The following is a 24,643-nucleotide window of genomic DNA, read 5'->3' as shown; positions in this document are numbered from 1 at the left end:
CATATGGACATGAGCACGATACCTGCGAACAAGGTCCGCCTGACGACGGGAAACGTCCTCCTGGCGGAACTGCTCAAACCCTTTCTGGAAGAACGCCACGGCATCGAGCTGGGCTGTGCCCGCGAGCTGGATGAGGCGGGGGACGCAAGCCTGGTGCTGGTCGATCTCGGCAGCGTGCCCGAGGCGCCGCTCGAACGCTGGCTGGCCAGCCTGCCAGCAGCGGTCACCGTGGCCTTTCTCAACGCCAGCGTCGAACAGGCGCTGCCCTGGGTCGAGCGCTTTCCCGCCATCCAGGGCGTGTTCGCGCCCCAGGCCAGCCGGGAGCAACTGCTGCAAGGACTGGGCGCGCTGCTGGCCGGCGAGGACTGGCTGCCCCGCGCCGTCCTGGCCCACCTGCTGCGCCGTTCCCGCGAGCGACCCAGTCTTGCCGCCGACGGCCTGACCCGCCGCGAGCGCGAGATCCTGCGGCTGGTCGGCCGGGGACTCTCCAACGCCGCCATCGGCCAGGCGCTGTGCCTGAGCACCCACACGGTCAAGAGCCACATGCACAACCTGCTCCGCAAGACCGGCGCCGCCAATCGCGCCGAGGCGGCGCTGCGCTTCCATGCCGGGCAGGACCTGCCGGGATGAAGGCGGTCTGGCTGCTGTTCGGCCTGCTGCTGGCCGGACCGCTGCGAGCCGAAGGCGATCTGATCCAGGGACTGCTGGTGGACAACACCATCTCCCGCTTCGGCCACGACTTCTATCGCCACTTTTCCGATCGCCTGACCGACACCACCGACCTGGACTTCAACCTGGTGGTGCGCGAACGGCCCTCGGCGCGCTGGGGCAGCCTGGTCTGGGTCGAGTACGAGCAGCGGCTGCTCTATCGCCAGTTCATTCCGCCGAACAACAGCGAACTCAAGGATGCGGCCTACGCCGCCGCGGATCAGGTTCACGAGGGCATCACCCGGCGGCGCCTGGAAAACCTGCTGCAGGACACTTTCGACATGGATAAGGACGAATTATGAACGCGCACGCCTGGAAGGTCCTGCCCCTGTTCTGGACCCTGGGAATCGCCTCGGCCGCGGCGACCGAACTGGTCTACTCGCCGGTGAATCCGTCCTTTGGCGGCAATCCGCTCAATGGTACCTACCTGCTGAACAACGCCACCGCCCAGGATCGCCACAAGGATCCGGACCTGCGCAGCAGCGCCAACAGCCAGTCGGCGCTGGAGCGCTTCACCAGCCAGCTGGAATCGCGGCTGCTGTCCCAGGTGCTGACCGACATCAAGGATGGCAACTCGGGCACGCTGTCCACCGACCAGTTCATCGTCAACATCGTCGACGACTCCGGCAACCTCACCGTGCAGATCACCGACCGCGGTACCGGGGAGATTTCGGAAATCTCCGTCAACGGCTTCAACCAACCCTGAGCACGGACGCCACCCATGAACGCCTTTTCCCTGGCGGCGGCCCTGACCGCTGCTCTCGTCCTGACCGGCTGCGTACGCGACCCCATGCCCGCCGAGCAGAACGCCGCCCCGACCCTGACACCGCGCGCCTCCACCTACTACGACCTGCTGGCGCTGCCGCCACCCAAGGGACCGTTGGTGGCCGCCGTCTACGGCTTCCGCGATCAGACCGGGCAGTACAAGCCCAACCCGGCCAGCTCCTTTTCCACCGCCGTGACCCAGGGCGCCGGCAGCATGCTGGTGGACGCCCTGCAGGCCAGCGGCTGGTTCGTGGTGCTCGAACGCGAGGGGCTGCAGAACCTGCTGACCGAGCGCAAGATCATCCGCGCCACCCAGAACAAGCCGGATCTGCCGGAAAACCTGCAGCAGGCGCTGCCGTCGCTGCAGGCGGCCAACTTGCTGCTCGAAGGCGGCGTGGTGGCCTATGACACCAACGTGCGCAGCGGCGGCGAGGGAGCCCGCTACCTGGGCATCGGCCTGTCCGAGGAGTACCGGGTGGATCAGGTCACGGTCAATCTGCGCGCCATCGATACCCGCAGCGGCCGGGTGCTGGCCAATGTCATGACCTCCAAGACCATCTATTCCATCGGTCGCCAGGCCGGCGTCTTCAAGTTCATCGAATTCAAGAAGCTGCTGGAAGCCGAGTCCGGCTACACCACCAACGAGCCGGCGCAGCTGTGCGTGCTCTCGGCCATCGAGGCAGCGGTCGCCCATCTGGTCGCCCAGGGCGTCGAGCGGCGGCTATGGCTGGTGGCGGACGGACGCGATCCCCGTGACCCGGCCCTGACCAAGTACCTGGAGCCAACCCGGCGCTAGGGATTAAGCCGCCGCCCCCCGGGGTTTCGCTCCCTGGAGCGATAGCGATGGGCCAGGCGGCTCCGGACAATGCCGGACGGAGAATTCAGGCAATGACGGTGATAGAGATGTGCAGCCTACCCCGCGGCCTGGCCGTGATCCTCACCCTGGCACTCGGCCTGACGGCTACGGCCTCGGCCGCCGATCTCATGGAAACCGGCGATCTGGGTCAGGCGCCGGCGGCCCAGCACGACGCCGCCATCCGCCAACTCGGCGTGAACAACCAGGCGCTCATCGACCAGCGTGGCACTGCGCTACGGGGCCAGATCGTCCAGAGCGGCGCGGCCCAGGAGGCCACGATCCTGCAGGACGGCTCCGAGCTGAGCGCGACCATCCTGCAAGGCGGCTACGGCAACGTCGCGCGTATCGAGCAGGTCGGCAGTGGCAACCAGGCGGACATCCTTCAGCTCGGCGTCCAGGGCAACGCCCGCATCGAACAACACGGCTCGGGCCTGTCCAGCCGCATCGTCCAGTACGGAAGCAACCAGAACACGGTGGTACGGCAGTACCGCTGATGACCCTCACGGAGATCAGACAGATGTTTCTACTCAGGCCCCTGGCCGCCCTGACGCTGGCCCTCGTCGCCGGTAACGCCCTCGCCGAGAACAGCACCGCCACCGTCCAGCAGAATGGCAACAGCGGCACCATCACCCTGGACCAGAGCGGCGCCGGCAACAGCGCCGCCCTCTATCAGCTGCAGGGTGAAAGCAACGAGATCAATGTGGTCCAGACCGGCGCCAGCAGCGCCACCATCACCCAGGGCGGCGATATCTACGGCTATGCCCAGGGCAACGTGGCGACCCTGCGCCAGGAAGGCGGCAGCAGCGTCCATACCCTGACCCAGGACGGCTTCGGCAACCAGGCCACCGTCACCTCGGTGGGCAGCAACAGCGGCACCCTGGTCCAGTCGGCCTCCAGCGCCCAGCTGACCCTGGACCAGAATGGCGACAACAACCAGGTGCGGGTCGACCAGAGCGGCGACGGCGCCGTGGCCACCCTCACCCAGCTCGGCAGCGACAACCGCATGGAGCTGACCCAGATCGGCTACCCCGGCGGCACTGCCGAGCTGACCCAGCGGGGTCAGGGCAATCGCATCATGGCGTCGTCGTCCGGCAAGTTCAACGAGCTGGCCTTTACCCAGGACGGCAATCGCAACGAACTGAAGGTCGACCAGTCGGGCCGTGGCAACCACACCACCGGCAGCTCCACGGGCGACGACAACCTGGCCACCTTCAACGTCCAGGGCGACAGCAACACCACCAGCATCGTGCAGAACGGCAATGGCAACGAGGCACGTCTCGACACCACCAGCGCCTACAGCACGGCCACCATCGACCAGGTCGGCAACAGCAACCACGCGAGCATTCTGCAGACTTCGGCCAACTTCAACAGCTACAACGACAGCGCGCGGATCTCGCAGAACGGCTTCGGCAACAACGCCACCATCAACCAGCGGTGAACCGCGCTACCTGGCTGCTGCCGGTCCTCCTGCCACTGGCGGGAGGCGCCGCTGCCAGCGCCAAGTTGGAGCTGCAAGCCCAGGGAGATGGCGCTCGGGTCCAGCTATGCTTCGCCCATGAGGACGCGCCGCTTCGCTATGAGCTGGTCGTCGAACTGCATGGACCCGCTGGCGTCGCCCGTACCCGGCAAGCGGGTGAAGCCGAGGGCGACAGCTGTCCACTGGCCAATCGCATAAGCGCGGCGCCAGGCAGCCTGATCCGCGCGACCCTGACCTGGCAACGCCAAGGGCAGGCGCAACCGGTCATCGAGCGTCGGCTGCAGCTGTAGCGAGCGGCCAGCCGACAGGTTCCACGTGGAACCCGGCTTACAGGGTCAGCGGCAATTCCAGTAGGGTCTGCTGGCGCGCCGCCAGGCGCTGCTGGAATTCGGCCGGGTCGTGAATCAGCACGTCCTGCCCGGCAAAGGCCTGGGCGGCGATCAACCGGGACAGCCAGAAACGCACGCAGGCGACCCGCAGGAGCACCGGCCACAGTTCGGCTTCACGGGGCGCGAAATGACGGTCGGCGGCATAGGCCGCCAGCAGCGCCCGGGCGCGCGGCAGGTCCAGCGCGCCATCGTCGGTGGAGCACCAGTCGTTCACCGTGATGGCGAGGTCATAGAGCATCCAGCCGGAACTGGCGTTGTAGAAGTCGATGACGCCCGACAGCTGCGGACCATCGAACATCACGTTGTCGCGGAACAGATCGCCGTGCAGGTTGGCCTCGGGCAACGGCGGCTGCTCGGCCAGCAGGCTGCGGATTTCCCCCAGGGTGCGCTCAAGCAGCGGCTGGGCCGTGGCGTCCAGGCTAGGCGCCAGGCGCTCGCCTTCGGCCAGCATCCAGGCCAGGCCTCGGTCACTGGCACGCTCGATGCGCCGCTCGCCGGCAGTGGCCCGGTGCAGATGGCCCAGCAGGTGGCCGACTTCGCTGCAGTGATGGGGATTGGGCGCACGCTCATGGCGACCGGCCAGGCGCGGCTGCAGCAGCGCCGGCTTGCCCGCCAGCTGGCGCAGCGCCTGGCCATCTTGGGTGCGTACCGCATAGGGCACCGGCAGGTCGGCGTCGTGGAGGACGTCGAGCAGCTCGATGAAGAACGGCATTTCCGCCACCGGGCCGCGCTCCACCAGGGTCAGGACGAATTCGCCGCCTTCCAGGCTGATGAAGTAGTTGGTGTTTTCCGAGCCCTCGGCGATGCCCCGGAAATCCCGCAGCCGACCCAGGCCATAGGGCGCGAGAAAGGCTTCGAGGGTGGGACGATCGAGGGGCGTGAAGACGGACATGACAGGGCCTGGCGGGAGAGTGTGCGAGCGGCGCGCAGTTTACCGGTCCAGGCGCCCTGCGCCTACCAGCTGAACAGTCGCCAGCTGGGGACGTGCAGGGTCGGCTTGTCGTTGGCGGCGGTGCTGCTGCCATCGGCGGGTACCAGCTCGTAGGGTGCGCCGTGCTTGGGGATGACCCGGGTGGACTGCAGCACGCCGCGGATCCGTGTCTCCTCGATGGTCTGGTCGCCGGCCTGGTAGCGGATCACCTTGATCTCGTCAGGCAGGGGCTTTTCCCCCGGCGGCAGCGGTTCCGCGGCCTGCACCAGCGGGGCCAGCAGCAACGCGGCGAAGAGGAAGCGACGAGCACCCATGGTAACCTTTGACCTTTTGAACGGAGCGAGTGGTCGATTCTAGAACCCGGCCTTGCCGTCGTCGAGACTGGCCGGACAGACGCCGCACACGCCACGACAAAGGTCTAGACCATGAGCCACGCCCCTCTCGTCCTGGTGGACGGTTCCTCCTATCTGTATCGCGCCTTCCATGCCCTGCCGCCGCTGATGACTTCCACCGGCAAGCCGACCGGCGCGGTGAAGGGCGTGCTCAACATGCTGCTCTCGCTGCGGCGCCAGTATCCGGACAGCCTCTTCGCGGTGGTCTTCGACGCCAAGGGCCCGACCTTCCGCGACGCCCTCTTCGCCGACTACAAGGCCCAGCGCCCGGCCATGCCCGACGACCTGCGCGGCCAGGTCGAGCCGCTGCATGCCTGTATTCGCGCCCTGGGCTTGCCGCTGCTGGCCATCGAAGGGGTGGAGGCCGACGACGTCATCGGCACCCTCGCCCGTCATTGCGCCAGCGCCGAGCGCCCGGTGGTGATCTCCACCGGCGACAAGGACATGGCCCAGCTGGTCTGCCCCTATGTCACCCTGGTCAACACCATGAGCGGCAGCGTGCTGGACGTGGAAGGGGTCAAGACCAAGTTCGGCGTAGGCCCCGAGCTGATCATCGACTACCTGGCGCTGATGGGCGACAAGATCGACAATATCCCCGGGGTGCCGGGGGTGGGCGAGAAGACCGCCGCCGGCCTGCTCAATGGCATCGGTGGTGGCCTGGATACCCTCTATGCCAACCTCGACGCCGTGGCCGCCCTGCCCCTGCGCGGCGCCAAGTCGCTGGCCGCCAAGCTGGACCAGCATCGCGAGCAGGCCTACCTTTCCTACCAGCTGGCCACCATCAAACTGGACGTGCCGCTGGAGCTGACCTTCGACGAGCTCAAAGTCGGCGAGCCCCATGTGGAAGCCCTGATGGCGCTCTACCAGGAGTTGGAGTTCAAGTCCTGGCTGGATGACCTGATCCGCGACACCAAGCGCCAGGGCGCGCCCCTGCCGCTGGCCGAGGATGCCGCCACCACCCAGGTGGAAACCCACTATGACACCGTGCTGGAACAGGCCGACTTCGACGCCTGGCTGGCGCGGCTGCAGGCCGCCGACTGCTTCGCCTTCGACACCGAGACCACCAGCATCGACGCCCAGCGCGCCGAGCTGGTAGGGCTGTCCTTTGCCGTGGCGCCGGGCCAGGCCGCCTATGTGCCCCTGGCCCACAGCTACATGGGCGCGCCGACCCAGCTCGCACTGGAGCCGGTGCTGGCGGCGCTCAAGCCGCTGCTGGAGGACCCGGCCAAGCTCAAGGTCATGCAGCACGGCAAGTACGACCTCAATGTGCTGACCCGCTACGGCATCACGATCCAGGGCATCGCCTTCGACACCATGCTCGAATCCTATGTGCTGGATGCCACCGCCACCCGTCACGACATGGACAGCCTGGCGCTCAAGTACCTGAGCCACAGCACCATCCGTTTCGAGGACATCGCCGGCAAGGGCGCCAAGCAGCTGACCTTCGACCAGATCGCCATCGAGCAGGCCGGGCCCTATGCCGCCGAGGATGCCGACGTCACCCTGCGCCTGCACGAGACCCTCTGGCCCAAGCTGGAAGCCATCCCCGGCCTGGCTGGGGTGCTGCGCGACATCGAGATGCCGCTGGTGCCGGCACTGGCGCGCATCGAGCGCAACGGCGCCCTGGTGGATTCGGCGCTGCTCGGGGTGCAGAGCCGCGAGCTGGGCGAGAAGATGATCGCCCTGGAAAAGGAGGCCTATGAGCTGGCCGGCCAGGAATTCAACCTGGGTTCGCCCAAGCAGCTGGGCGAGATCCTCTTCGTCAAGCTGGGCCTGCCGGTGGTCAGCAAGACCGCCTCCGGCCAGCCCTCCACCGCCGAGGCGGTGTTGCAGGAACTGGCCGATCAGGATTTCCCGCTGCCCAAGGTGCTGATGCAGTACCGGCAGATGAGCAAGCTCAAGAGCACCTACACCGACAAGCTGCCGCAGCAGATCAATCCGCGCACCGGGCGCATTCACACCAGTTATCACCAGGCGGTGACGGCTACCGGCCGACTGTCTTCCAGCGACCCGAATCTGCAGAACATCCCGATCCGTACCGCCGAGGGCCGGCGCATCCGCCAGGCCTTTGTCGCGCCAAAAGGCTATCGCCTGCTGGCGGCGGACTATTCGCAGATCGAGTTGCGCATCATGGCCCACCTGGCCCAGGACGAAGGTCTGCTGCACGCCTTCCAGAACGATCTGGACGTGCACCGCGCCACCGCCGCCGAGGTGATGGGTGTACCGCTGGAAGAGGTCAGCAACGAGGATCGCCGCCGCGCCAAGGCCATCAACTTCGGCCTGATCTATGGCATGAGCGCCTTCGGCCTGGCCAAGCAGATCGGGGTTGGCCGGGCCGAGGCCCAGGCCTATATCGATCGCTATTTCCAGCGCTATCCCGGCGTGCTGGCCTACATGGAACGCACCCGCGCCCAGGTGGTGGACCAGGGCTACGTGGAAACCCTCTATGGTCGCCGGCTGTACCTGCCGGACATCCACTCCAAGAACCAGGGCCTGCGTCGGGCAGCCGAGCGGGCGGCGATCAACGCGCCCATGCAGGGCACCGCGGCGGATATCATCAAGCGCGCCATGATCGCGGTGGACGCCTGGCTGCAGTCGACCCCGGAGCTGGACGCCCGGGTGATCCTGCAGGTACACGACGAACTGGTGCTGGAAGTACGCGAAGACCAGGTGGAGCGCCTGCGCGAAGGCCTGCTGCCGCTGATGAGCGGTGCCGGCGAGCTGGACGTGCCGCTGCTGGTGGAGTCTGGGGTGGGTGGCAATTGGGATGAGGCGCACTGATGAGTGCCGGAGGTTGGGATCGTTGGGCTTCGCAGGCTCAGCCCAACCTACGGGTCCTGCCACCCTCGGTCGCGTGGAAAACGGCGTAGCCTTTTCCACCTGAGGATTGAGTGCCAAGGGTACCCTCACCCCGGCCCTCTCCCTGAGGGAGAGGGGGCGGTTTGGAGCGTGGCTTTGGCACCGCGACCTCGTAGCGTGGAAAACGGCGTAGCCTTTTCCACCTGAGGATTGGGTGCCAAGGACACCCTCACCCCGGCCGTCTCCCTGAGGGAGAGGGGGCGGTTTGGAGCGTGGTTTTGGCACCGCGACCTCGTAGCGTGGAAAACGGCGCCGCCTTTTCCACCTGAGGATGGGGCGCCGAAGGTGCCCTCACCCTAGCCCTCTCCCAGAGGGAGAGGGGATACGGCTTCAGCGCACCACGCCTTCCTCGCGCAATACCTTGAAGATGGCGGCGGCTGCCGCTTCCGGGGTCAGGTCCTTGAGGACCTGGCCGCCATCGCCTGAAGCCTTGGCCGTGGCGGCCTTGAAGCGGTCGGCGGCGGTCTTGGCCTTGATCACCTTGAGACGCTTGGGGCGGGCCTTGGCCGGTTGCAATTCGCCGTTTTCGAACAGGCTGTCCTGTACCACCTCGGTGGTCTCCACCTGCAGCTCGCCACGGCGGGCGGGGCCGAAGGCGCTCTGGCGAGGCGAGGGCGCGGCGCTGTCGACGCTGGCGACGAAGGGCAGACGCACCCGCAGCCGACGCCGCTGACCACGCGGCAGGGCCTGGAGCACGGTCGCCTGGCCGCCTTCCACGGCTTCCACCGCGGCGAGGCCGACCACCAGGGGCCAGCCAAGGGTCTCGGCCAGCAGATAGGGCAACAGGCCGGAGCCCTCACCGGTTTCCGCCTGGCTGCCCGTCAGCACCAGGCCGGCACCGACGTCACGCAGGGTATCGCCGAGCGCCGGCAGGGCATCGGCGCCCGCCGGCTGTTCCAGCACGTGCAGAGCCGGCACGCCCATGCCCAGATAGCCGCGCAGGGCCTCTTCGGCGGGGTTACCGGCATGCAGCACGCGCAGACGCTCGCCGACCAGGCGCAGGCCGAGTTCCACCGCGCGGGCATCCTGTTCCGCCCGCCGTGCCCGCCCGGAGGTCGGGTGGGCACCAACGGAGACCAGGGCCACGACATTGACGCCGTCCAGCGACGGCAGCTTCTGCTCAAGCGACATCCTGCAACTCCCCTGCCCGCTGTTGTTCGACCAGCCGCGCCAGGGCGGCCAGGATGGCGTCACCGTTGCCGATCACCGACAGATCGGCACGCTTGACCATGTCGCAGCCCGGATTGGTGTTGATGGCGATGACCTTGTCACAACTGGCGATGCCCTGCAGGTGCTGCACGGCGCCGGAGATGCCCACGGCCAGATAGACCCGGGCGGTGACCCAGGTACCGGTGGCGCCGACCTGGCGGTTGCGCGGCATATGGCCGTCGTCCACCGCCACCCGCGAGGCGCCCTCGGTGGCACCCAGCAGCGCGGCGGTGCTGTGGAACAGCTCCCAATCGCGGATGCCGTTGCCGCCGGAGAGGATGAATTCGGCTTCGCCCAGGGGGATCTGCATGGGATCCACCGCCACCGGGCCGAGATCCTCGATACGCGACAGGTGACGGGCGATGTTGCCTTCCAGCTGCACGGGCAGGACTTCGTGGCGGGTCTCGCCGACCGGCTCCGCGCACTCCGGCAGGGCCAGGACCAGGCGCGCCAGCGGCTGCTGCAGATCCTGGCGACCGGCACCGGCGCGGCCGGTGACCAGGCCGTCCTTGACCTGCCAGACACGGGTGGCGGGGCGTTCGTGCAGGGCAGCGCCGAGGCGCCGACCCAATTCACCGCCACCACTGCGACTGTCGGGCAGCAGCCAGTGGCGCGGCTGCAGTTCGTTGTTGACCGTGCGCAGCGCGAGTACCCGCTGTTCGGGGGCATAGCCCTGGAATTGCTCGCCTTCCAGATGCAGCAGGCGATCCACCCCGGCGGTGTCGAAGGCGGTTTCCTTGACCTCACCAAAGACCACCGCCAGCACCGCGCCCTCGGCTCCGGCCAGCTGCCGGGCCAGGCCCAGCAGGTCGCGGTCGTGGGCGGTCAGGCGACCGCTGACCAGGTCCGGCACCACGGCGATGTAGAAGGCCGGCTCGGCGATCCGGTGCAGGGGCAGCTGTTCTTCCACGGCCTGGGCAGCGCCACGACGGCCGCCGCCCTGCTGGGCGCCACTGCGGTCGATACGCTTGACGCCCTGGGGACCGACGAAGCCGGCGGCAGCGGCGTGGGGATTCTTGCGGACCAGGCCATTGGGGCCCATCCAGCGGCTTTCGGCATCGGCGCTGCTGGCGATACTTGCGTGCAGCGGATGCAGACGGTTGCGCGCGATCCACTCGCGGCGCGGGTCGCGACGAATGATGCTCATGCTGTGCGCTCCGTTTGAAAATGGCAGGTGAGGTGCGCGGTGGGCCCCTCACCCCAGCCCTCTCCCCTGAGGGGAGAGGGGGTAAAAGCGGTGAACACCGGGACTTGTCTGGCACACCTGATCGTCCCCTCTCCCCTCAGGGAGAGGGCTAGGGTGAGGGGGCTACCAAACCCACTCACGACAGCGCCTCCGCGACCGGCCGCCGTGCGGCGGCCGGCTTGCTGTCCACCGGTGCCTCGACGATGGCCTCGGCCACCAGCTCGGCGATGTCCTTGATCTCCGGGCGCGGGGCGACCACGCCTTCCAGCATCAGGGTGCACTGGGGGCAGCCCACGGCCACCAGCTCGGCGCCGGTTTCCTGGATGTCGGCCATGCGCATGTCGGGAATCCGCTGCTTGCCGGGGATGTCGGTGATCGGCGCGCCGCCGCCACCGCCGCAGCAGCGCGAACGGAAGCCGGAACGCTCCATCTCCTTAACCGCGATGCCCAGCGCCTTGAGCACCGCGCGCGGCGCCTCGTACTCGCCGTTGTAGCGGCCCAGGTAGCAGGGATCGTGATAGGTGATGGTGGCGCCCTGCTCGGCCAGGGCATGCTGCCCGAGATGCAGGGAGCCACGGCTGAGCAGGGTCTCGATGAAGGTGCTGTGGTGCTGCACCTGGTAGTGGCCACCCAGGTCGCCGTATTCGTTCTTGAGCATGTGGAAGCTGTGGGGATCGCAGGAGACGATGGTCTGGAAGCGATACTGGCTCAGGGTCTCGATGTTGCGCTTGGCCAGTTGCTGGAAGGTGGCCTCGTCACCCAGACGGCGGGCCACGTCGCCGCTATCGCGTTCTTCCAGGCCGAGCACGGCGAAGTCCACCTTGGCCGCCTTGAGCACCTTGACGAAGGCGCGCAGGGTGCGCTGGTTGCGCATGTCGAAGGCGCCGTCGCCGACCCAGAACAGCACCTCGGCCTGGCCCTTGTCCTTCATCAGCGGCAGGTCCAGGTCGGCGGCCCAGTTCAGGCGACCACCGGGGGCGAAGCCGCCGGGGTTATCGGTAGCGATGAGATTTTCCAGCACCTCGGCGCCCTTGTTCGGCGTCTCGCCGCGCTCCAGGGTCAGGTGACGGCGCATGTCGACGATGGCATCGACGTGCTCGATCATCATCGGGCATTCCTCGACACAGGCACGGCAGGTGGTGCAGGACCAGAGGGTCTCGGCGTCCACCAGGGCTTTGCCCTGACGCGCGACGATGGGCAGGTGCGGACCACCCGCGTGCTCGCCGACCGGCTTGCCCGGATAGGGCGAGCCGAAGTAATGGGCATCGCTGCCGCCCTTGAGGCCGACCACCATGTCCTGGATCAGCTTCTTGGGGTTGAGCGGCTGGCCGGCGGCGAAGGCCGGGCACATGGCCTCGCAGCGACCGCACTGGACGCAGGCGTCGAAGCCGAGCAGTTGGTTCCAGGTGAAGTCAGCGGGCTTTTCCACGCCCAGCGGCGCCTTGGGATCGTGCAGGTCCAGCGCCTTGAGGCCACTGGAGCGCGCGGCGCTGGCGTTGTGCGGCGTGCTGAAGCGCTCGGCGCGACGGTGCCAGGCCAGGTGCAGGGCACCGGCGAAGGCGTGCTTGATGGGGCCACCCCAGGTCATGCCGAGGAACATCTCGGATACGCCCCAGGCCACACCGACCGCCAGGACCGCGGCCAGAATCCAGCCGCCAAAGCCTTCCGGCAGGATACCGGCGACCGGCAGGGTGGCGATGAAGAAGCTTGCGGCAAAGGCCAGCAGGCTCTTGGGCAGACGCATCCAGGGGCCCTTGGACAGCCGCGCCGGCGGATCGCGACGGCGCTTGGCGACGAACAGGGCGCCGGTGAACATGCAGGCGGTGGCCGCCAGCAGTGCCCAGCCGAGGATGCGGCTGTGCAGGCCGAAGCCGTGCACCAGGATGGCCAGCAGGGCCGCCAGGACGAAGCCGCCAGCAGTGGCCACGTGGGTCTTGGAGATGTACTTGTCGCGGTCGACCACGTGGTGCAGATCCACCAGGTAGCGCCGCGGCATCTTCAACAGCCCGCCGAGCCAGTCGACCTCGGCCGGACGCCCTTGTCGCCAGAGACTGAAACGCCGCACGGCGCCGATCACGGTGAGGGCCAGGGCGGCGAAGAGCAGGATGGGGAGGATGGTGTTCAACATCGATCTATCCTCACAGGGCGGGCCCCGCAGGCGCGGCCGAGGTAGCGAAGCGCCGGGGGCCGCAGAAGGTGAGCTATCGCGGCCATGGGCCGCTCCTACGAGGGACGTTCGGAGCCTGTAGGAGCGGCCCATGGCCGCGAATTTCCGAGCAGCGATTAGGCCGTCTTAGAAGTCCTTGCACAGGCGCAGGGCGTCGTAGATGGCGGCGTGGGTGTTGCGCTGGGCCACGCAGTCACCGATCCGGTAGAGCAGGTAGCCGTTGCCGGTCTCGCCGAGCGCAGGCTGCGGCTCGATGGCGAACAGCGCCTCGATGTCCATCTGGCCCTTGTTGCGCGAGTCTTCCTTGAGGGCGTAGTAGAGCCCCTCGTCCGGCCGTACGCCGTTCTCGATGACGACCTGGTCGACCACGCGCTCCTCACGGGCGCCGGTGTATTCGTTCTCCAGTACCGCGATCTTCTTGTCGCCCTCGGCGTAGACCTTTTCCAGCATCAGGTCGCCGGTCATGATCACTTCCTTGGGATAGAGGCTGCGGTAGTAGGTCGGGAAGGTGGTCCCGCCGATGGCCACGCCCGGCTTGATGTCATCGGTGACGATTTCCACCTGGGCGCCCTTGTCGGCCAGGTAGTCGGCCACGGACATGCCGGTGAATTCGCAGATGGTGTCGTACACCAGCACGTTCTTGCCCGGCTCGACCTTGCCCGAGAGGATGTCCCAGCTGCTGACGACCAGGCCCTCGGCGGCATGCCAGTGATCGACCTGCTCCAGGAAGGGGTGACCGCCGTTGGCCAGGATGACGATGTCCGGTCGCAGGTCGAGGATGGTCGCCGGATCGGCAGCGGTGCCCAGGCGCAGGTCGATGCCCAGGCGCGTCAGCTCCAGCTGGTACCAGCGAGTGATGCCGGCGATCTGGTCGCGCTGCGGGGCGCGGGAGGCCAGGGTGATCTGGCCACCCAGTTGCTCCTGCTTCTCGAACAGGGTGACGTCATGGCCGCGCTCGGCCGAGACGCGGGCGGCCTCCATGCCGGCGGGACCACCGCCGACGACGACCACCTTGCGCTTGGGTCCGGTGGACTTCTCGATGATGTGCGGCAGGCCCATGTATTCGCGGCTGGTGGCGGCGTTCTGGATGCACAGCACGTCCAGGCCGTTGTACTGGCGGTCGATGCAGTAGTTGGCGCCGACGCACTGACGGATCTGGTCGATCTGGCCCATCTTGATCTTGGTGATCAGGTGCGGGTCGGCCATGTGCGCACGGGTCATGCCGACCATGTCGACATAGCCGCATTCCAGGATGCGGGTGGCCTGGTTGGGGTCCTTGATGTTCTGGGCGTGCAGCACCGGGACATCGACCACTTCCTTGATGCCCGCGGCCAGGTGCAGGAAGGGCTCCGGCGGATAGGTCATGTTGGGGATGACGTTGGCCAGGGTGTTGTGGGTGTCGCAACCCGAGCCGACCACGCCGATGAAGTCGAGCATGCCGGTGTCGCTGTAGTACTTGGCGATCTGCTTCATGTCGTCGTGGGACAGGCCGTCCGGGTGGAATTCATCCCCGGTGATGCGCATGCCGACGCAGAAGTCGTCACCGACCTCGGCGCGTACGGCCTTGAGCACCTCCAGGCCGAATCTCATGCGGTTCTCAAAGCTGCCGCCCCACTCGTCGGTGCGCTTGTTGACGCGCGGCGACCAGAACTGGTCGATCATGTGCTGGTGCACGGCGGACAGCTCGACGCCGTCCAGGCCGCCAGCCTTGGCCCGGCGCGCGGCCTGGGCGAAGTTGCCGATCACCCGCCAGATCTCTTCCGGCTCGATGGTCTTGCAGGTGGCCCGGTGCACGGGCTCGCGGATGCCCGACGGCGACATCAGGGTCGGCCAGTGGCCGCCATCCCAGCGCGAGCGCCGGCCCATGTGGGTGATCTGGATCATGATCTTGGCGCCGTGCTTGTGCATGGCGTCGGCGAGATTCTGGAAGTGCGGAATGATGCGGTCGGTGGAGAGGTTGACCGAACTCCACCAGTGCTGCGGGCTGTCGATGGCGACCACCGAGGAACCCCCGCAGATGGCCAGGCCGATGCCGCCCTTGGCCTTTTCTTCGTAATACTTGACGTATCTGTCGGTGGTCATGCCGCCGTCGGTGGCGTAGACCTCGGCGTGAGCCGTGGACAGCACGCGGTTGCGGATGGTGAGCTTGCCGATCTGGATCGGCTGGAACATTGCTTCGAAGGCCATGACCTTCTCCTCGATCGGCTGGTGCGCGGTCTTGAGCCGCGCTCTTGCTCTTGGGTGTCGCTGGGGCGGCGGCGAGCGGGTCGCTGGCCACCCGGGGGCGGGACGTTATTTCGGCCGGGTGACGAACAGGCCGTCGTCGTGACCTTCTTCGGAGCCGCTGTATTCCTGGACGGTGACGGTGCGGATGGCACTGCCCTTGGCGGCCAGGATCTGGTCGATGGCGCCGGAGAACCAGCCGGTGAACATGTAGTCCACCTTGCGATTGACCTTGCCGTAGACGTAGACGAAGGCGGAGTGCTTGAGCTTGACCTCGGCGTAGCCGGTGTCCAGGTCGAGCTTCTGGGTCTCGAACAGGCCCCAGCCGCGCTGCGACAGGCGCTTCATGTAGTGCTCGAATACCGCGGCGCCGTTGATGCCATGGCATTCGGCTTCCTTTTCGCACCAGTGCCAGGCCGACTTGTAGCCGGCCTTGTAGAGGATCTCGGCGTACTTGTCGGCGCCCAGGACTTCTTCGATGCCCATGTGATTGTTGACGAAGAAGTGCCGGGGTACGTACAGCATCGGCAGGGCGTCGGTGGTCCAGACGCCGGTTTCGTCGTCGACCTGGATGGGCATTTCGGGGGCGTGGCTGGCCATGCGGATACTCCAGAACAGAGGGTCGTAGGTCGGGTTGAGCGCTAGCGAAGCCCGACGATCACAAAGGGGTGGAAAGGGTTCGTCGGGATCATTCGCCCCAGACGTCGCCGAGGATGCGCATCCAGTTCTCGCCCATGACCTTGCGCACGGTGCGCTCGGGCATGCCGCGCTTGAGCAGGGTCTCGGTCAGGTTGGGGAATTCGCCCACGGTGCGGATGCCCAGCGGGTTCACGATCTTGCCGAAGTTGGTCAGGCGGCGGGCGTAACCCTTGTCGTGGGTCAGCCACTCGAAGAAGTCATGGCCGTGGCCCTGGGTGAAGTCGGTGCCGATGCCGATGGAGTCCTCGCCGACCAGGTTCATCACGTACTCGATGGCTTCGGCGTAGTCGTCGATGGTCGAGTCGATGCCCTTGGCCAGGAAGGGAGCGAACATGGTCACGCCGACGAAGCCGCCGTGATCGGCGATGAACTTGAGCTCTTCGTCCGACTTGTTGCGCGGATGCTCCTTGAGGCCGGAGGGCAGGCAGTGGGAGTAGCAGACCGGCTTCTTGGATTCGAGGATGACTTCCTCGCTGGTCTTGGAGCCGACGTGGGAGAGGTCGCACATGATGCCGACGCGGTTCATCTCGGCGACGATCTCGCGGCCGAAGCCGGACAGGCCGCCGTCACGCTCGTAGCAGCCGGTGCCCACCAGGTTCTGGGTGTTGTAGCACATCTGCACGATGCCCACGCCGAGCTGCTTGAAGATCTCGACGTAGCCGATCTGGTCTTCGAAGGCATGGGCATTCTGGAAGCCGAACAGGATGCCGGTCTTGCCCTGGGCCTTGGCCTGGCGGATCTCGGCGGTGGTGCGCACCTGGACCACCAGGTCGCTGCACTCACGGATCAGCTTCTGGCTGGCGGCGATGTTGTTGACCGTCGCCTGGAAGCCCTCCCATACCGAGACGGTGCAGTTGGCGGCGGTCAGGCCACCCTTGCGCATGTCTTCGAAGAGTTCGCGGTTCCACTTGGCGATGATCAGCCCGTCGATGACGATGCTGTCGGCGTGGAGTTCGGTGGCATTCATGACGGGCTCCGGCGTAGGTCTCGCGCCGGAACGGGTGCCGGCGATTCGAGGCCAGCATAGCCCCGGGGTTCCGGCCGACCGGATGCAAAAACGACAGGGGTATCACCAGAAGCGTCAGGCCTGGGCGCGCGCTAGCGGTCAGCGACCGTGGCGAGCTCGTCCGCCGACAGCCGGCCCTCGCGGCGGGGGCGATCCTCCCGCGGACTCAGGCCGAAGCGCTGCCGGTAGCAGCGGGAGAAATAGGAGGCGGACTCGAAGCCGCAGGCCAGAGCCACGTCCAGCACGCTGGCCTCGCCCTGCTGCAGGAGCTGGCGCGCCCGGTCCAGACGCAGCTGCAGATAGAAGGTGGAGGGCGTCGTCTGCAGATAGAGCCGGAACAGCCGCTCCAGCTGGCGGCGGGTCACCTGGATACCGGCGGCCAGCTCCAGGGTACCCAGGGGCGTCTCGGTATGGCGCTCCATGCGCTCCACCACGCGGATCAGCTTGCGATTGGCGATGCCATAGCGCTGGGCCACCTGGAGCCGCTGGTGCTCCCGCGGCGGGCGGATGCGGCCCAGCACGAATTGCTCGGAGACCTGCACCGCCAGTTCGCTGCCGTGGCTGCGGCCGATCAGCTCCAGCAGCAGATCGAGACTGGCCGTGCCGCCGGCGCAGGTGATGCGGCCGCGGTCGATCTCGAACAATTCGCCGGTCACCGCCAGTTGCGGCCAGGCTTCGCGAAAGGCCGGCACCGCCTCCCAGTGCAGGGTGACCCGGTGACCGTCCAGCAGCCCGGCGCGGGCCAGCACCAGGGCGCCGGTGTCGATGCCGCCCAGGGGATGGCCGTGGCGGGAGACCTGGCGTAGCCAGACGGCGAGGCCATCGTCGTAGTGGGCCAGGGGCTCGAAACCGGCCACCACGAACAGGGTGGTGCCCGGCGCCAGCGCGTCCAGGCCGCCATCGACATTGACCGACATGCCGTTGCTGGCCGTCACCGCTGCCCCGTCACGTCCGAGGATGCGCCAGTCATAGCTGCCCGGACGGAAGCGATTGGCCACCCGCAGGGGTTCCAGGGTGGCGATGAAGCCCAGGGCGGAAAAGCCGGGCAGCAGGAGAAAGGCAAAGGACTGCGGCATGGGTGGGGCGTCCTCGGTAACGATCCGCTTTGGCAAGCAAGAAGGTCGCCAGGGTGCAAATTCCGGTCGTCGGGCTGCGCATGCCGGTCGGGCAAGGCGCCTAGGGTAGAAGGCACCGGCAGTCATCCTCGGCCCGCCGACCCAGGGAGTTCGCCATGCCTAACAAGACCTTTAGTGCCACCCTCCTCGCCTGCGGCCTCCTCGCCGCCACCCTAGGCAGCGCCCGCGCCGCCGATCCCGACAGCTGCCAGACCGTGCGCCTGGGCGTCGTCGGCTGGACCGACGTGGTCGCCACCAGCGCCCTGGCCGAGGTCATGCTCGAAGGCCTCGGCTACGGGATCAAGCCGACCACCGCCTCGCAACAGATCATCATGGCGGCCATGGGTGACAAGAACCTGGATGTCTTCCTCGGCTACTGGCAGCCCACCATGCAGCCGGTGGTGCAGCCCTTTGTCGACAAGGGCCAGGTCAAGGTGCTGGCCCCGCCGCTGCTGGCCGATGCCCAGTCCACCTTCGCGGTACCCGAGTACGTCTACCAGGCCGGCCTGAAGACCTTTGCCGACATCGCCCGCTTCAAGGACAAGCTCGGCGGCAAGATCTATGGCATCGAGCCGGGTAGCGGCGCCAATCGCGGCACCGCCGAGATGATCAAGACCGACCGCTTCGGCCTCAAGGACTTCCAGCTGGTGGAATCCAGCGAGGCGGGCATGCTCACCGCCGTGCGCCGGGCCGAGAAGCGCAAGGAGTGGATCGTGTTCTTCGGCTGGAAGCCGCACCCCATGAATCTGCAGATCAAGATGCGCTACCTGACCGGCAGCGAGGACGTCTTCGGCCCCAACGAAGGCCAGGCCACGGTTTCGGTGGTGACCACCGCCGACTATCCGCAGCGTTGCCCCAATGTCCAGCGCCTGCTCGCCAACCTGCATATGGACAGCGCCGAGGTCAGCGCCGTGATGGCCCCCATCCTGGAGCGCACCGCCCCCAAGGACGCCGCACGTACCTGGCTCAAGGACCATCCGCAACGCCTCGACGCCTTCCTCCAGGGCGTGACCACCCGCGCTGGCCAGCCCGCCGCCATCAAGCTCTGATCGCCCAAGGACAGACCCCATGAACACCGATGTCATCGTCACCTGCGCCCTGACCGGCGCCGGTGATACCGTAGGCCGCAATCCCCATGTTCCCGTCACCCCGGCAGAGATCGCCGCAGCCGCCCTGGAGGCCGCCCGCGCCGGCGCCACCGTGGTGCACGCCCATGTGCGCGACCCCGCCACCGGCAAGCCCAGCCGCGACGTGGCCCTCTATCGCGAGGTGGTCGAGCGCATCCGCGAGGCGGACGTCGACATCATCGTCAACCTTACCGCCGGCATGGGCGGTGACCTGGAGATCGGCCCGGGCGAGACGCCCACCGACTTCGGCCCCGGCTCGGATCTGGTCGGCCCCCTCACCCGCCTGCTGCACATCGAAGAGTTGCGCCCGGACATCTGCACCCTGGATTGCGGCACCCTCAACTTCGGCGACGGCGACTTCATCTATGTCTCCACCCCCGCGCAGCTGCGCGCGGGGGCCAGGCGCATCACCGAACTGGGAGTGAAGGCGGAACTGGAGATCTTCGACACCGGCCACCTCTGGTTCGCCAAGCAGCTGCTCAAGGAAGGCCTGCTGAAGGATCCGCTGTTCCAGCTGTGCCTGGGCATTCCCTGGGGCGCCCCGGCCGACACCACCACCATGAAGGCCATGGTCGATAACCTGCCGGCGGGCGCCTGCTGGGCCGGCTTCGGCATCGGCCGGATGCAGATGCCCATGGCCGCCCAGGCCATGCTGTTGGGCGGCAACGTGCGCGTCGGCCTGGAAGACAATCTCTGGCTGGACCGGGGCGTCCACGCCACCAACGGCAGCCTGGTGGAGCGGGTCATCCAGATCATCGAACGCCTGGGCGGACGCGCCCTGAGCCCCGCCGAGGGCCGGACGAAGATGCAGCTGGGAGGTGCGCGATGAGCGCCGTCTTCGCCGCCCTTGGAACCGGCGTGATCGGCGCCGGCTGGATCGCCCGGGCCCTGGCCCACGGCCTGGACGTGCGCGCCTGGGATCCGGCACCCGGCGCCGAAGCCGCCCTGCGCACCCGCCTGGCCAATGCCTGGCCGGCGCTGGAGGCCCAGGGCCTGGCGCCCGGTGCCAGCCTGGACCGCCTGACATTCCATACCGATCTGGACGCCGCGGTCGCCAGCGCCGACGTCATCCAGGAAAGCGCCCCCGAACGCCTGGAGCTCAAGCGCGAACTGCATGCCCGGGTCAGCCGTGCGGCGCGACCCGACGCCCTGATCTGCTCCAGCACCTCGGGGCTGCTGCCCAGCGATTTCTATGCCGAAGCCCTGCACCCCGAGCGCTGCCTGGTGGGCCACCCGTTCAATCCGGTCTATCTGCTGCCGCTGGTGGAGGTGGTGGGCGGCAGCCAGACCTCGACGGCCAACCTGGCGCGCGCCGAGGCCTTCTATCGCGAGCTGGGCATGCGGCCGCTGCGGGTGCGCAAGGAGGTGCCCGGCTTCATTGCCGACCGCCTGCTCGAAGCCCTGTGGCGCGAGGCCCTGCACCTGGTCAACGACGGGGTCGCCACCACCGGCGAGATCGACGACGCCATCCGCTACGGCGCCGGCCTGCGCTGGTCGTTCATGGGCACCTTTCTTACCTACACCCTGGCCGGCGGCCCGGCGGGCATGCGCCACTTCATGCAGCAATTCGGCCCGGCGCTGAAGCTGCCCTGGACCTACCTGGAAGCCCCGGAGCTGACCGACGGCCTGATCGACGCCGTGGTCGAGGGTACCCAGGCCCAGCAGGGCGACCTGGAACTGGCGGCGCTGGAGCGCTATCGCGACGACTGCCTGCTGGCGGTGCAGGCGGCCATCGCCGGGTGCAAGGCGCGCCACGGCATCTTGGATTAGGAGCGGTCATGATCATCCACCGTACTTCGGTCGCCTCCGAGTGGGTCGACTACAATGGCCACCTGCGCGACGCCTACTACCTGCTGATCTTCAGCCATGCCACCGACGCCCTGATGGACGCCATGGGCCTGGACGCCGCCGGTCGCGCGGCCAGCGGACACTCGCTGTTCACGCTGGAATGCCACCTGAACTTCCTCCACGAGGTGAAGGCGGACGCCCAATTGGAGGTGCGGGTGAGGTTCCTGGCCCTGGACGCCAAGCGCCTGCACCTGCACTTCGGCCTCCATCACCAGGGCCAGGCCGAGCTGCTGGCCGCCTCCGAGCAGCTGCTCCTGCACGTCCACCTGGACGGTCCCCGCTCCGCGCCCTTCGCGCCGCGGATGCACGACTGGCTGGCGACCCGGCTGGCGGCGCAGCGGGACGAGCCCTGGCCGGAGCACGTCGGGCGGGTCATCGGCCTGCCCCCGTCCCGGCGATGAGAACACCGCCGCTATCCACGGACATGGCCGCCTTCGTCGCGGCCAGCCAGGCCTTCGCCACCCAGGATCCGGACATCACTGCCCAGCGCCAGGCCTATGCCCGGCTCTGCGCGGCCCTGGCGCCAGCGGACTACCAGGGGCTGGCGATCAGCGATCACCGTGCCGCTGGGGTACCGCTGCGGCTGGTGGCGCCACTGAACGCCCGCGCCAACCGCCCCGCCCTGCTCTATCTGCACGGCGGCGGCTGGATGCTCGGCGACCTGGATTCCCACGGCTTTCTCGCGGCACGGCTGGCGCGGCGACTGGGGCTGGCGGTGCTGCTGGTGGACTATCGCCTGGCGCCGGAGCATCCCTATCCTGCGGCCCTGGACGATGCCCAGCGGGCCTGGGACTGGCTGCAACGTGAGGCTCAGGCACTGGGGTTGGACGAGCGCCGGCTGGCGGTGGCCGGTGACAGTGCCGGCGGCAATCTCGCCGCGGCCCTGTGCCTGGCGCTGCGCCAACAGTGTCGCGCCCAGCCGCGGGCCCAGGTACTGATCTATCCCGCGCTAACGGATCGGGTGCTGTCCAGCGAGCGCCGGCAGGCCCTGGCACCGCTGCTGAGCGCGACCGACTGGCGGGCTTGTCTGGATGCCTATCTGCCCCGCCCGGAAGATCGCCGGGATCCCCTCGCCTTGCCGCTGCAGGCTGACGCTTTCAGCGGGCTGGCACCCGCCCTGGTCGCCGTGGCGCGGCGCGATCCTCTGGCTGACCACGGCCGCGCCTATGCTGCCGCCCTGCGCGCGGCGGGTAACTCCTGTCGGCTGTGGGAGGGCGCCGGCCTGCTGCACGGTGCACTGCGCGCCCAGGGCCGGCGCGCCGAAGCCCTGCGCTGTGCCCTGGAGCGCTTTCTCGGCGGCGAACTGGGCTTGGTACCCGCGGCCAACCTATCAAAAGACAAAAAAAAACCTCAACCGCTGGAGACGGAAGAGGTTCAAACGCCCTGATGGGCCTCAGTGTGTAACCGTGGATTGCTCGCTCTGGAAGCGAACAACCGCAAAATATCGTGGATACGGCGCATTCTAACGGCGAACGTCGGTTTTGACCCTGCGGCAGATTGTCCAGGCAGGGCGTCGTAATAAACCTACATTGCCTGGCTGGCCGGCGAGGCGCTTTCCAAAAACGACATCGGGCTATGCGGCGACGCCAGCCCGGCTTGCCGTCTGCGACGCCAATGGGAGAATCCAGGCATTCCACCTGAGAGGGCAGTGCCATGATGATCGCCGACTTGATCGACCAGGACGACTTCCGCGACCGCCTGCGTGCGCTGGGTTTCAACGTGACGCCCGCGGCATCGGCGGACGAAGCCTGTCGCCAGGCCGTGACCGGGCTCAACCAGGAGCGTGCCCAGGCCCTGCGCCAGCTGATCCAGGAATTGCTGTCCGGCAGCGCGGCGCTGCTGCCGGCGGTGCGCCAGGCCATCGACCAGCAATTGCTGCCGGCCCTGGCCCCGACGCGCGCCTAGCGGATGCTAGGGTCGCAGCAGACTCAGGCGGCCCAGCACCGGTAGCCGTCCCAGGCCACGCAGGGGTGGCGTCAGCAGACGTTCACCCCTGTGGGCAAGTCCCGCTGCAAGCGGGGTATGCAGGCCCAGACTGATGACGCCCAGGGCCAGCGCCAGGCCGCCGATGTAGTCATCCGAACCCCAGTGGGCGCCGGCCACCAGGCGCGGCAGCATGAACAGCACCGCCAGCGCGGCCACCACCAGGCGGCGTCCGCCGCGGGTGAAGTGCGCCATGAACAGCGCCCAGAGCAGCAGCACCGAGGCATGGTCGCCAGGAAAGCTGGCGCCGGACCTGTCCTTCAATTCCCAACCATGCTCCAGCCCGGGAAAGCGATCGCTGAGCAGATAGGCGCCCGAGAGCACGTCGGACGGGCTGGAATGCTGCAAGCCCCAGGCTTCGATGCCCTTGGTCAGCAGGGTTCGCACGATCAGCAGGATCACCAGCAGGCCGATGAAGGTCGCCAGCGCCGGTCGTACCTGATGGGCCGGATAGGCCCAGCCGCCGCGAACCAGCAAGGCCAGCAGCACCAGCCCGACCAAGGCATCCACCGGTCGCAGGCTGAAGAAGGTCCAGAGATAGAGCCAGGCGGTGGAGTGAGCCAGGGGCGCGTTGAGGGCATGGAACAGCCCGGCATCGAACGCCAGCAACTGGATCCGAACGGCGGGAATGAGCCAGAGCACGAGCAGGCCCAGGGCGAGTCCCTGGGAGAGCGCCAGTCGGCGCCACTGCCAGGTGGCGGTGAAGAGTGGAGCGTTCATCGAGGTCTCTTTTCACGAAAATTTCACGAATAGACCGATTCCACCTCGATGGCGTCACACTTTGTTACCGACAGAAGACGCAACACTCCTTTGCGGCAGCCGATTCAACCCAGAAAGGACAGGGCCTCTTCCAGCACCAGGTCCGGCACTTCTTCCGCCAGGTAATGACCGCCTGGCAGGGCGCGACCACTGACCTGAGTGGCCACCGGACGCCATTCGGCCAACGGATCGAAGCAACGCCCGACAGTGCCTTCGGCGCCCCAGAGCACCCGCAGCGGCAGCTCCAGTCGACGACCGGCGTCCAGATCGGCCTGGTCGTGCGCCAGGTCGATACCGGCGCTGGCGCGGTAATCCTCGCAAATGCCGCGAGCTGTGCCAGGTAAGCTCAGGCAGCGCAGGTATTCGGCCAGCACCTCGGGTGGAAAGGGCGCCAGACCCGCGCTGCGCGTACCCATCACGCCCTTGAGATAGCCTTCCGGATCGGCTTCGATCAGCCGCTCCGGCAATGGCGCCGGACGAATCAGGAAGAACCAGTGCCAATAGGCGCGGGCGAAGGCCTCGTCGGTTTGCCGATACATGGCCAGGGTCGGGGCGATGTCCAGCAGCATGAGCCGCTCCACCGACTCCGGGTGATCCAGCGCCAGGCGATGGGCGACGCGGGCGCCACGGTCGTGGGCCAGCACGGCGAAGCGCTGGTGGCCCAGCAGGCGCATCAGCTCGACGTTGTCCCTCGCCAGGGTGCGCTTGCTGTAGGCCTCCGTGCCCGCGTCGGGCTTGGCGCTGTCGCCATAGCCGCGCAGATCGGCGACCACCAGGGTGAAACGCTCGGCCAGCCGCGGCGCCACCTTATGCCACATCACATGGGTCTGGGGATGGCCGTGGAGCAGGAGCAGCGCCGGGCCCTGGCCGCCGACGCGGCAATTGAGCTCGACGCCATCGACGTCCAGCCGCCGCTGCTCGAATCCCGGAAAGAGGCCGTCCAT

The 24,643-nt window shown here is 67.6% G+C and carries 25 protein-coding genes; 14 read left to right on the top strand and 11 right to left on the bottom strand.

The features are described from left to right. Window positions 1-9 precede the first annotated feature (9 nt). From PJ259_RS16795 to PJ259_RS16765, 7 genes are all read left to right on the top strand, one after another. Window positions 10-630, top strand: a complete 621-nt coding sequence (locus PJ259_RS16795) for a helix-turn-helix transcriptional regulator (protein ID WP_271653560.1) — start codon at window positions 10-12, stop codon at window positions 628-630. Further along, complete coding sequence (gene csgE, locus PJ259_RS16790; RefSeq protein WP_059313110.1) at window positions 627-1,010, top strand: curli production assembly/transport protein CsgE; 384 nt, start codon at window positions 627-629, stop codon at window positions 1,008-1,010. The genes PJ259_RS16795 and csgE overlap by 4 nt, the downstream gene beginning before the upstream one ends. Next, window positions 1,007-1,414: a curli assembly protein CsgF gene (locus PJ259_RS16785; RefSeq protein WP_059313109.1), complete on the top strand. Its 408-nt coding sequence runs from the start codon at window positions 1,007-1,009 to the stop codon at window positions 1,412-1,414. Before csgE ends, PJ259_RS16785 begins: the two co-directional genes overlap by 4 nt. A 15-nt stretch (window positions 1,415-1,429) precedes the next feature. Then, window positions 1,430-2,269 (top strand): CsgG/HfaB family protein, encoded by an 840-nt coding sequence (locus PJ259_RS16780; protein ID WP_017641598.1) that lies wholly within the window; start codon window positions 1,430-1,432, stop codon window positions 2,267-2,269. A 107-nt stretch (window positions 2,270-2,376) separates the two neighbouring features. Then, window positions 2,377-2,823, top strand: a complete 447-nt coding sequence (locus PJ259_RS16775) for a curli fiber surface-exposed nucleator CsgB (protein WP_271653559.1) — start codon at window positions 2,377-2,379, stop codon at window positions 2,821-2,823. A gap of 23 nt (window positions 2,824-2,846) precedes the next feature. Beyond that, window positions 2,847-3,767 (top strand): hypothetical protein, encoded by a 921-nt coding sequence (locus PJ259_RS16770; protein WP_271653558.1) that lies wholly within the window; start codon window positions 2,847-2,849, stop codon window positions 3,765-3,767. Then, window positions 3,764-4,096: a hypothetical protein gene (locus PJ259_RS16765; RefSeq protein ID WP_271653557.1), complete on the top strand. Its 333-nt coding sequence runs from the start codon at window positions 3,764-3,766 to the stop codon at window positions 4,094-4,096. The genes PJ259_RS16770 and PJ259_RS16765 overlap by 4 nt, the downstream gene beginning before the upstream one ends. Window positions 4,097-4,133: 37 nt before the next feature. Here the strand turns inward: PJ259_RS16765 and PJ259_RS16760 are convergent, their stop codons facing one another. After that, window positions 4,134-5,087: a homoserine kinase gene (locus PJ259_RS16760; protein WP_271653556.1), complete on the bottom strand. Its 954-nt coding sequence runs from the start codon at window positions 5,085-5,087 to the stop codon at window positions 4,134-4,136. Between the two features lie 62 nt (window positions 5,088-5,149). Further along, window positions 5,150-5,440 (bottom strand): DUF2782 domain-containing protein, encoded by a 291-nt coding sequence (locus PJ259_RS16755; protein WP_027597317.1) that lies wholly within the window; start codon window positions 5,438-5,440, stop codon window positions 5,150-5,152. Window positions 5,441-5,551: 111 nt separating this feature from the next. On the opposite strand from PJ259_RS16755, the gene polA reads away from it, so the two are divergent. Then, window positions 5,552-8,299 carry a DNA polymerase I gene (polA, locus tag PJ259_RS16750; protein WP_271653555.1) on the top strand — a complete coding sequence of 916 codons (2,748 nt, stop codon included), beginning with the start codon at window positions 5,552-5,554 and terminating at the stop codon, window positions 8,297-8,299. A gap of 408 nt (window positions 8,300-8,707) precedes the next feature. Here polA and etfB read toward each other — a convergent pair whose 3' ends face one another. The 7 genes from etfB to PJ259_RS16715 all read right to left on the bottom strand — a co-directional run bounded on the left by etfB (window position 8,708) and on the right by PJ259_RS16715 (window position 17,943). Then, a complete protein-coding gene (etfB, locus tag PJ259_RS16745; RefSeq protein ID WP_442964858.1) occupies window positions 8,708-9,508 on the bottom strand; it encodes an electron transfer flavoprotein subunit beta in 801 nt (266 codons plus the stop codon). Next, window positions 9,498-10,733: an electron transfer flavoprotein subunit alpha gene (gene etfA, locus PJ259_RS16740; RefSeq protein ID WP_271653554.1), complete on the bottom strand. Its 1,236-nt coding sequence runs from the start codon at window positions 10,731-10,733 to the stop codon at window positions 9,498-9,500. Before etfA ends, etfB begins: the two co-directional genes overlap by 11 nt. Before the next feature lie 175 nt (window positions 10,734-10,908). Further along, window positions 10,909-12,900: a dimethylglycine demethylation protein DgcB gene (gene dgcB / locus PJ259_RS16735; RefSeq protein WP_271653553.1), complete on the bottom strand. Its 1,992-nt coding sequence runs from the start codon at window positions 12,898-12,900 to the stop codon at window positions 10,909-10,911. 165 nt (window positions 12,901-13,065) lie between these two features. Beyond that, the gene (gene dgcA / locus PJ259_RS16730; protein WP_271653552.1) at window positions 13,066-15,126 is read right to left on the bottom strand and encodes a dimethylglycine demethylation protein DgcA; all 2,061 of its coding nucleotides are present in this window, start codon (window positions 15,124-15,126) and stop codon (window positions 13,066-13,068) included. A gap of 105 nt (window positions 15,127-15,231) precedes the next feature. Beyond that, entirely contained in the window at window positions 15,232-15,762 is a 531-nt protein-coding gene (locus PJ259_RS16725; protein WP_160922196.1) for a DUF5943 domain-containing protein, read from the bottom strand. An 88-nt stretch (window positions 15,763-15,850) separates the two neighbouring features. Beyond that, window positions 15,851-16,828: a dipeptidase gene (locus tag PJ259_RS16720; RefSeq protein WP_059313099.1), complete on the bottom strand. Its 978-nt coding sequence runs from the start codon at window positions 16,826-16,828 to the stop codon at window positions 15,851-15,853. Between the two features lie 131 nt (window positions 16,829-16,959). Then, window positions 16,960-17,943: a GlxA family transcriptional regulator gene (locus PJ259_RS16715; RefSeq protein ID WP_271653551.1), complete on the bottom strand. Its 984-nt coding sequence runs from the start codon at window positions 17,941-17,943 to the stop codon at window positions 16,960-16,962. Window positions 17,944-18,098: 155 nt separating this feature from the next. Between PJ259_RS16715 and choX the strand changes: the two genes are divergently transcribed. The 6 genes from choX to PJ259_RS16685 all read left to right on the top strand — a co-directional run bounded on the left by choX (window position 18,099) and on the right by PJ259_RS16685 (window position 22,862). Further along, window positions 18,099-19,031, top strand: coding sequence for a choline ABC transporter substrate-binding protein (gene choX, locus PJ259_RS16710; RefSeq protein WP_271653550.1), 933 nt, complete (start codon window positions 18,099-18,101; stop codon window positions 19,029-19,031). A gap of 19 nt (window positions 19,032-19,050) precedes the next feature. Beyond that, window positions 19,051-19,938 (top strand): 3-keto-5-aminohexanoate cleavage protein, encoded by an 888-nt coding sequence (locus PJ259_RS16705; RefSeq protein ID WP_271653549.1) that lies wholly within the window; start codon window positions 19,051-19,053, stop codon window positions 19,936-19,938. Beyond that, entirely contained in the window at window positions 19,935-20,879 is a 945-nt protein-coding gene (locus tag PJ259_RS16700) for an L-carnitine dehydrogenase (RefSeq protein WP_271653548.1), read from the top strand. The genes PJ259_RS16705 and PJ259_RS16700 overlap by 4 nt, the downstream gene beginning before the upstream one ends. An 8-nt stretch (window positions 20,880-20,887) precedes the next feature. Beyond that, window positions 20,888-21,358, top strand: coding sequence for a thioesterase family protein (locus PJ259_RS16695; RefSeq protein WP_017641582.1), 471 nt, complete (start codon window positions 20,888-20,890; stop codon window positions 21,356-21,358). 23 nt (window positions 21,359-21,381) lie between these two features. Next, window positions 21,382-22,344 carry an alpha/beta hydrolase gene (locus PJ259_RS16690; protein WP_271653547.1) on the top strand — a complete coding sequence of 321 codons (963 nt, stop codon included), beginning with the start codon at window positions 21,382-21,384 and terminating at the stop codon, window positions 22,342-22,344. A 266-nt stretch (window positions 22,345-22,610) separates the two neighbouring features. After that, window positions 22,611-22,862, top strand: coding sequence for a hypothetical protein (locus tag PJ259_RS16685; protein ID WP_059313093.1), 252 nt, complete (start codon window positions 22,611-22,613; stop codon window positions 22,860-22,862). 6 nt (window positions 22,863-22,868) lie between these two features. On the opposite strand, the gene PJ259_RS16680 is transcribed toward PJ259_RS16685, so the two are convergent. Beyond that, a complete protein-coding gene (locus PJ259_RS16680) occupies window positions 22,869-23,660 on the bottom strand; it encodes a phosphatase PAP2 family protein (protein ID WP_271653546.1) in 792 nt (263 codons plus the stop codon). A gap of 104 nt (window positions 23,661-23,764) precedes the next feature. Next, a complete protein-coding gene (locus tag PJ259_RS16675) occupies window positions 23,765-24,643 on the bottom strand; it encodes an alpha/beta fold hydrolase (protein WP_271653545.1) in 879 nt (292 codons plus the stop codon).

It is taken from the genome of Pseudomonas sp. JBR1 (assembly GCF_028198185.1).
Classification (GTDB): Bacteria; Pseudomonadota; Gammaproteobacteria; order Pseudomonadales; family Pseudomonadaceae; genus Chryseomonas; species Chryseomonas oryzihabitans_E.
Note: the sequence above shows the minus strand (reverse complement) of the source record. Positions and strands in the feature narration are given on the sequence as shown.

Excerpts from the sequence above, each read along its gene's own strand:
- dgcA (WP_271653552.1), bottom strand. The coding sequence starts at position 15,126 with ATGGCCTTCGAAGCAATGTTCCAGCCGATCCAGATCGGCAAGCTCACC.
- PJ259_RS16715 (WP_271653551.1), bottom strand. The coding sequence starts at position 17,943 with ATGCCGCAGTCCTTTGCCTTTCTCCTGCTGCCCGGCTTTTCCGCCCTG.
- dgcB (WP_271653553.1), bottom strand. The coding sequence starts at position 12,900 with ATGTTGAACACCATCCTCCCCATCCTGCTCTTCGCCGCCCTGGCCCTC.
- PJ259_RS16695 (WP_017641582.1), top strand. The coding sequence starts at position 20,888 with ATGATCATCCACCGTACTTCGGTCGCCTCCGAGTGGGTCGACTACAAT.
- choX (WP_271653550.1), top strand. The coding sequence starts at position 18,099 with ATGCCTAACAAGACCTTTAGTGCCACCCTCCTCGCCTGCGGCCTCCTC.
- PJ259_RS16700 (WP_271653548.1), top strand. The coding sequence starts at position 19,935 with ATGAGCGCCGTCTTCGCCGCCCTTGGAACCGGCGTGATCGGCGCCGGC.
- PJ259_RS16725 (WP_160922196.1), bottom strand. The coding sequence starts at position 15,762 with ATGGCCAGCCACGCCCCCGAAATGCCCATCCAGGTCGACGACGAAACC.
- PJ259_RS16680 (WP_271653546.1), bottom strand. The coding sequence starts at position 23,660 with ATGAACGCTCCACTCTTCACCGCCACCTGGCAGTGGCGCCGACTGGCG.
- PJ259_RS16720 (WP_059313099.1), bottom strand. The coding sequence starts at position 16,828 with ATGAATGCCACCGAACTCCACGCCGACAGCATCGTCATCGACGGGCTG.
- PJ259_RS16795 (WP_271653560.1), top strand. The coding sequence starts at position 10 with ATGAGCACGATACCTGCGAACAAGGTCCGCCTGACGACGGGAAACGTC.
- PJ259_RS16685 (WP_059313093.1), top strand. The coding sequence starts at position 22,611 with ATGATGATCGCCGACTTGATCGACCAGGACGACTTCCGCGACCGCCTG.
- polA (WP_271653555.1), top strand. The coding sequence starts at position 5,552 with ATGAGCCACGCCCCTCTCGTCCTGGTGGACGGTTCCTCCTATCTGTAT.
- PJ259_RS16780 (WP_017641598.1), top strand. The coding sequence starts at position 1,430 with ATGAACGCCTTTTCCCTGGCGGCGGCCCTGACCGCTGCTCTCGTCCTG.
- etfA (WP_271653554.1), bottom strand. The coding sequence starts at position 10,733 with ATGAGCATCATTCGTCGCGACCCGCGCCGCGAGTGGATCGCGCGCAAC.
- PJ259_RS16705 (WP_271653549.1), top strand. The coding sequence starts at position 19,051 with ATGAACACCGATGTCATCGTCACCTGCGCCCTGACCGGCGCCGGTGAT.
- PJ259_RS16785 (WP_059313109.1), top strand. The coding sequence starts at position 1,007 with ATGAACGCGCACGCCTGGAAGGTCCTGCCCCTGTTCTGGACCCTGGGA.
- PJ259_RS16760 (WP_271653556.1), bottom strand. The coding sequence starts at position 5,087 with ATGTCCGTCTTCACGCCCCTCGATCGTCCCACCCTCGAAGCCTTTCTC.
- PJ259_RS16675 (WP_271653545.1), bottom strand. The coding sequence starts at position 24,643 with ATGGACGGCCTCTTTCCGGGATTCGAGCAGCGGCGGCTGGACGTCGAT.
- csgE (WP_059313110.1), top strand. The coding sequence starts at position 627 with ATGAAGGCGGTCTGGCTGCTGTTCGGCCTGCTGCTGGCCGGACCGCTG.
- PJ259_RS16755 (WP_027597317.1), bottom strand. The coding sequence starts at position 5,440 with ATGGGTGCTCGTCGCTTCCTCTTCGCCGCGTTGCTGCTGGCCCCGCTG.
- PJ259_RS16690 (WP_271653547.1), top strand. The coding sequence starts at position 21,382 with ATGGCCGCCTTCGTCGCGGCCAGCCAGGCCTTCGCCACCCAGGATCCG.
- PJ259_RS16775 (WP_271653559.1), top strand. The coding sequence starts at position 2,377 with ATGTGCAGCCTACCCCGCGGCCTGGCCGTGATCCTCACCCTGGCACTC.
- PJ259_RS16770 (WP_271653558.1), top strand. The coding sequence starts at position 2,847 with ATGTTTCTACTCAGGCCCCTGGCCGCCCTGACGCTGGCCCTCGTCGCC.
- etfB (WP_442964858.1), bottom strand. The coding sequence starts at position 9,508 with ATGTCGCTTGAGCAGAAGCTGCCGTCGCTGGACGGCGTCAATGTCGTG.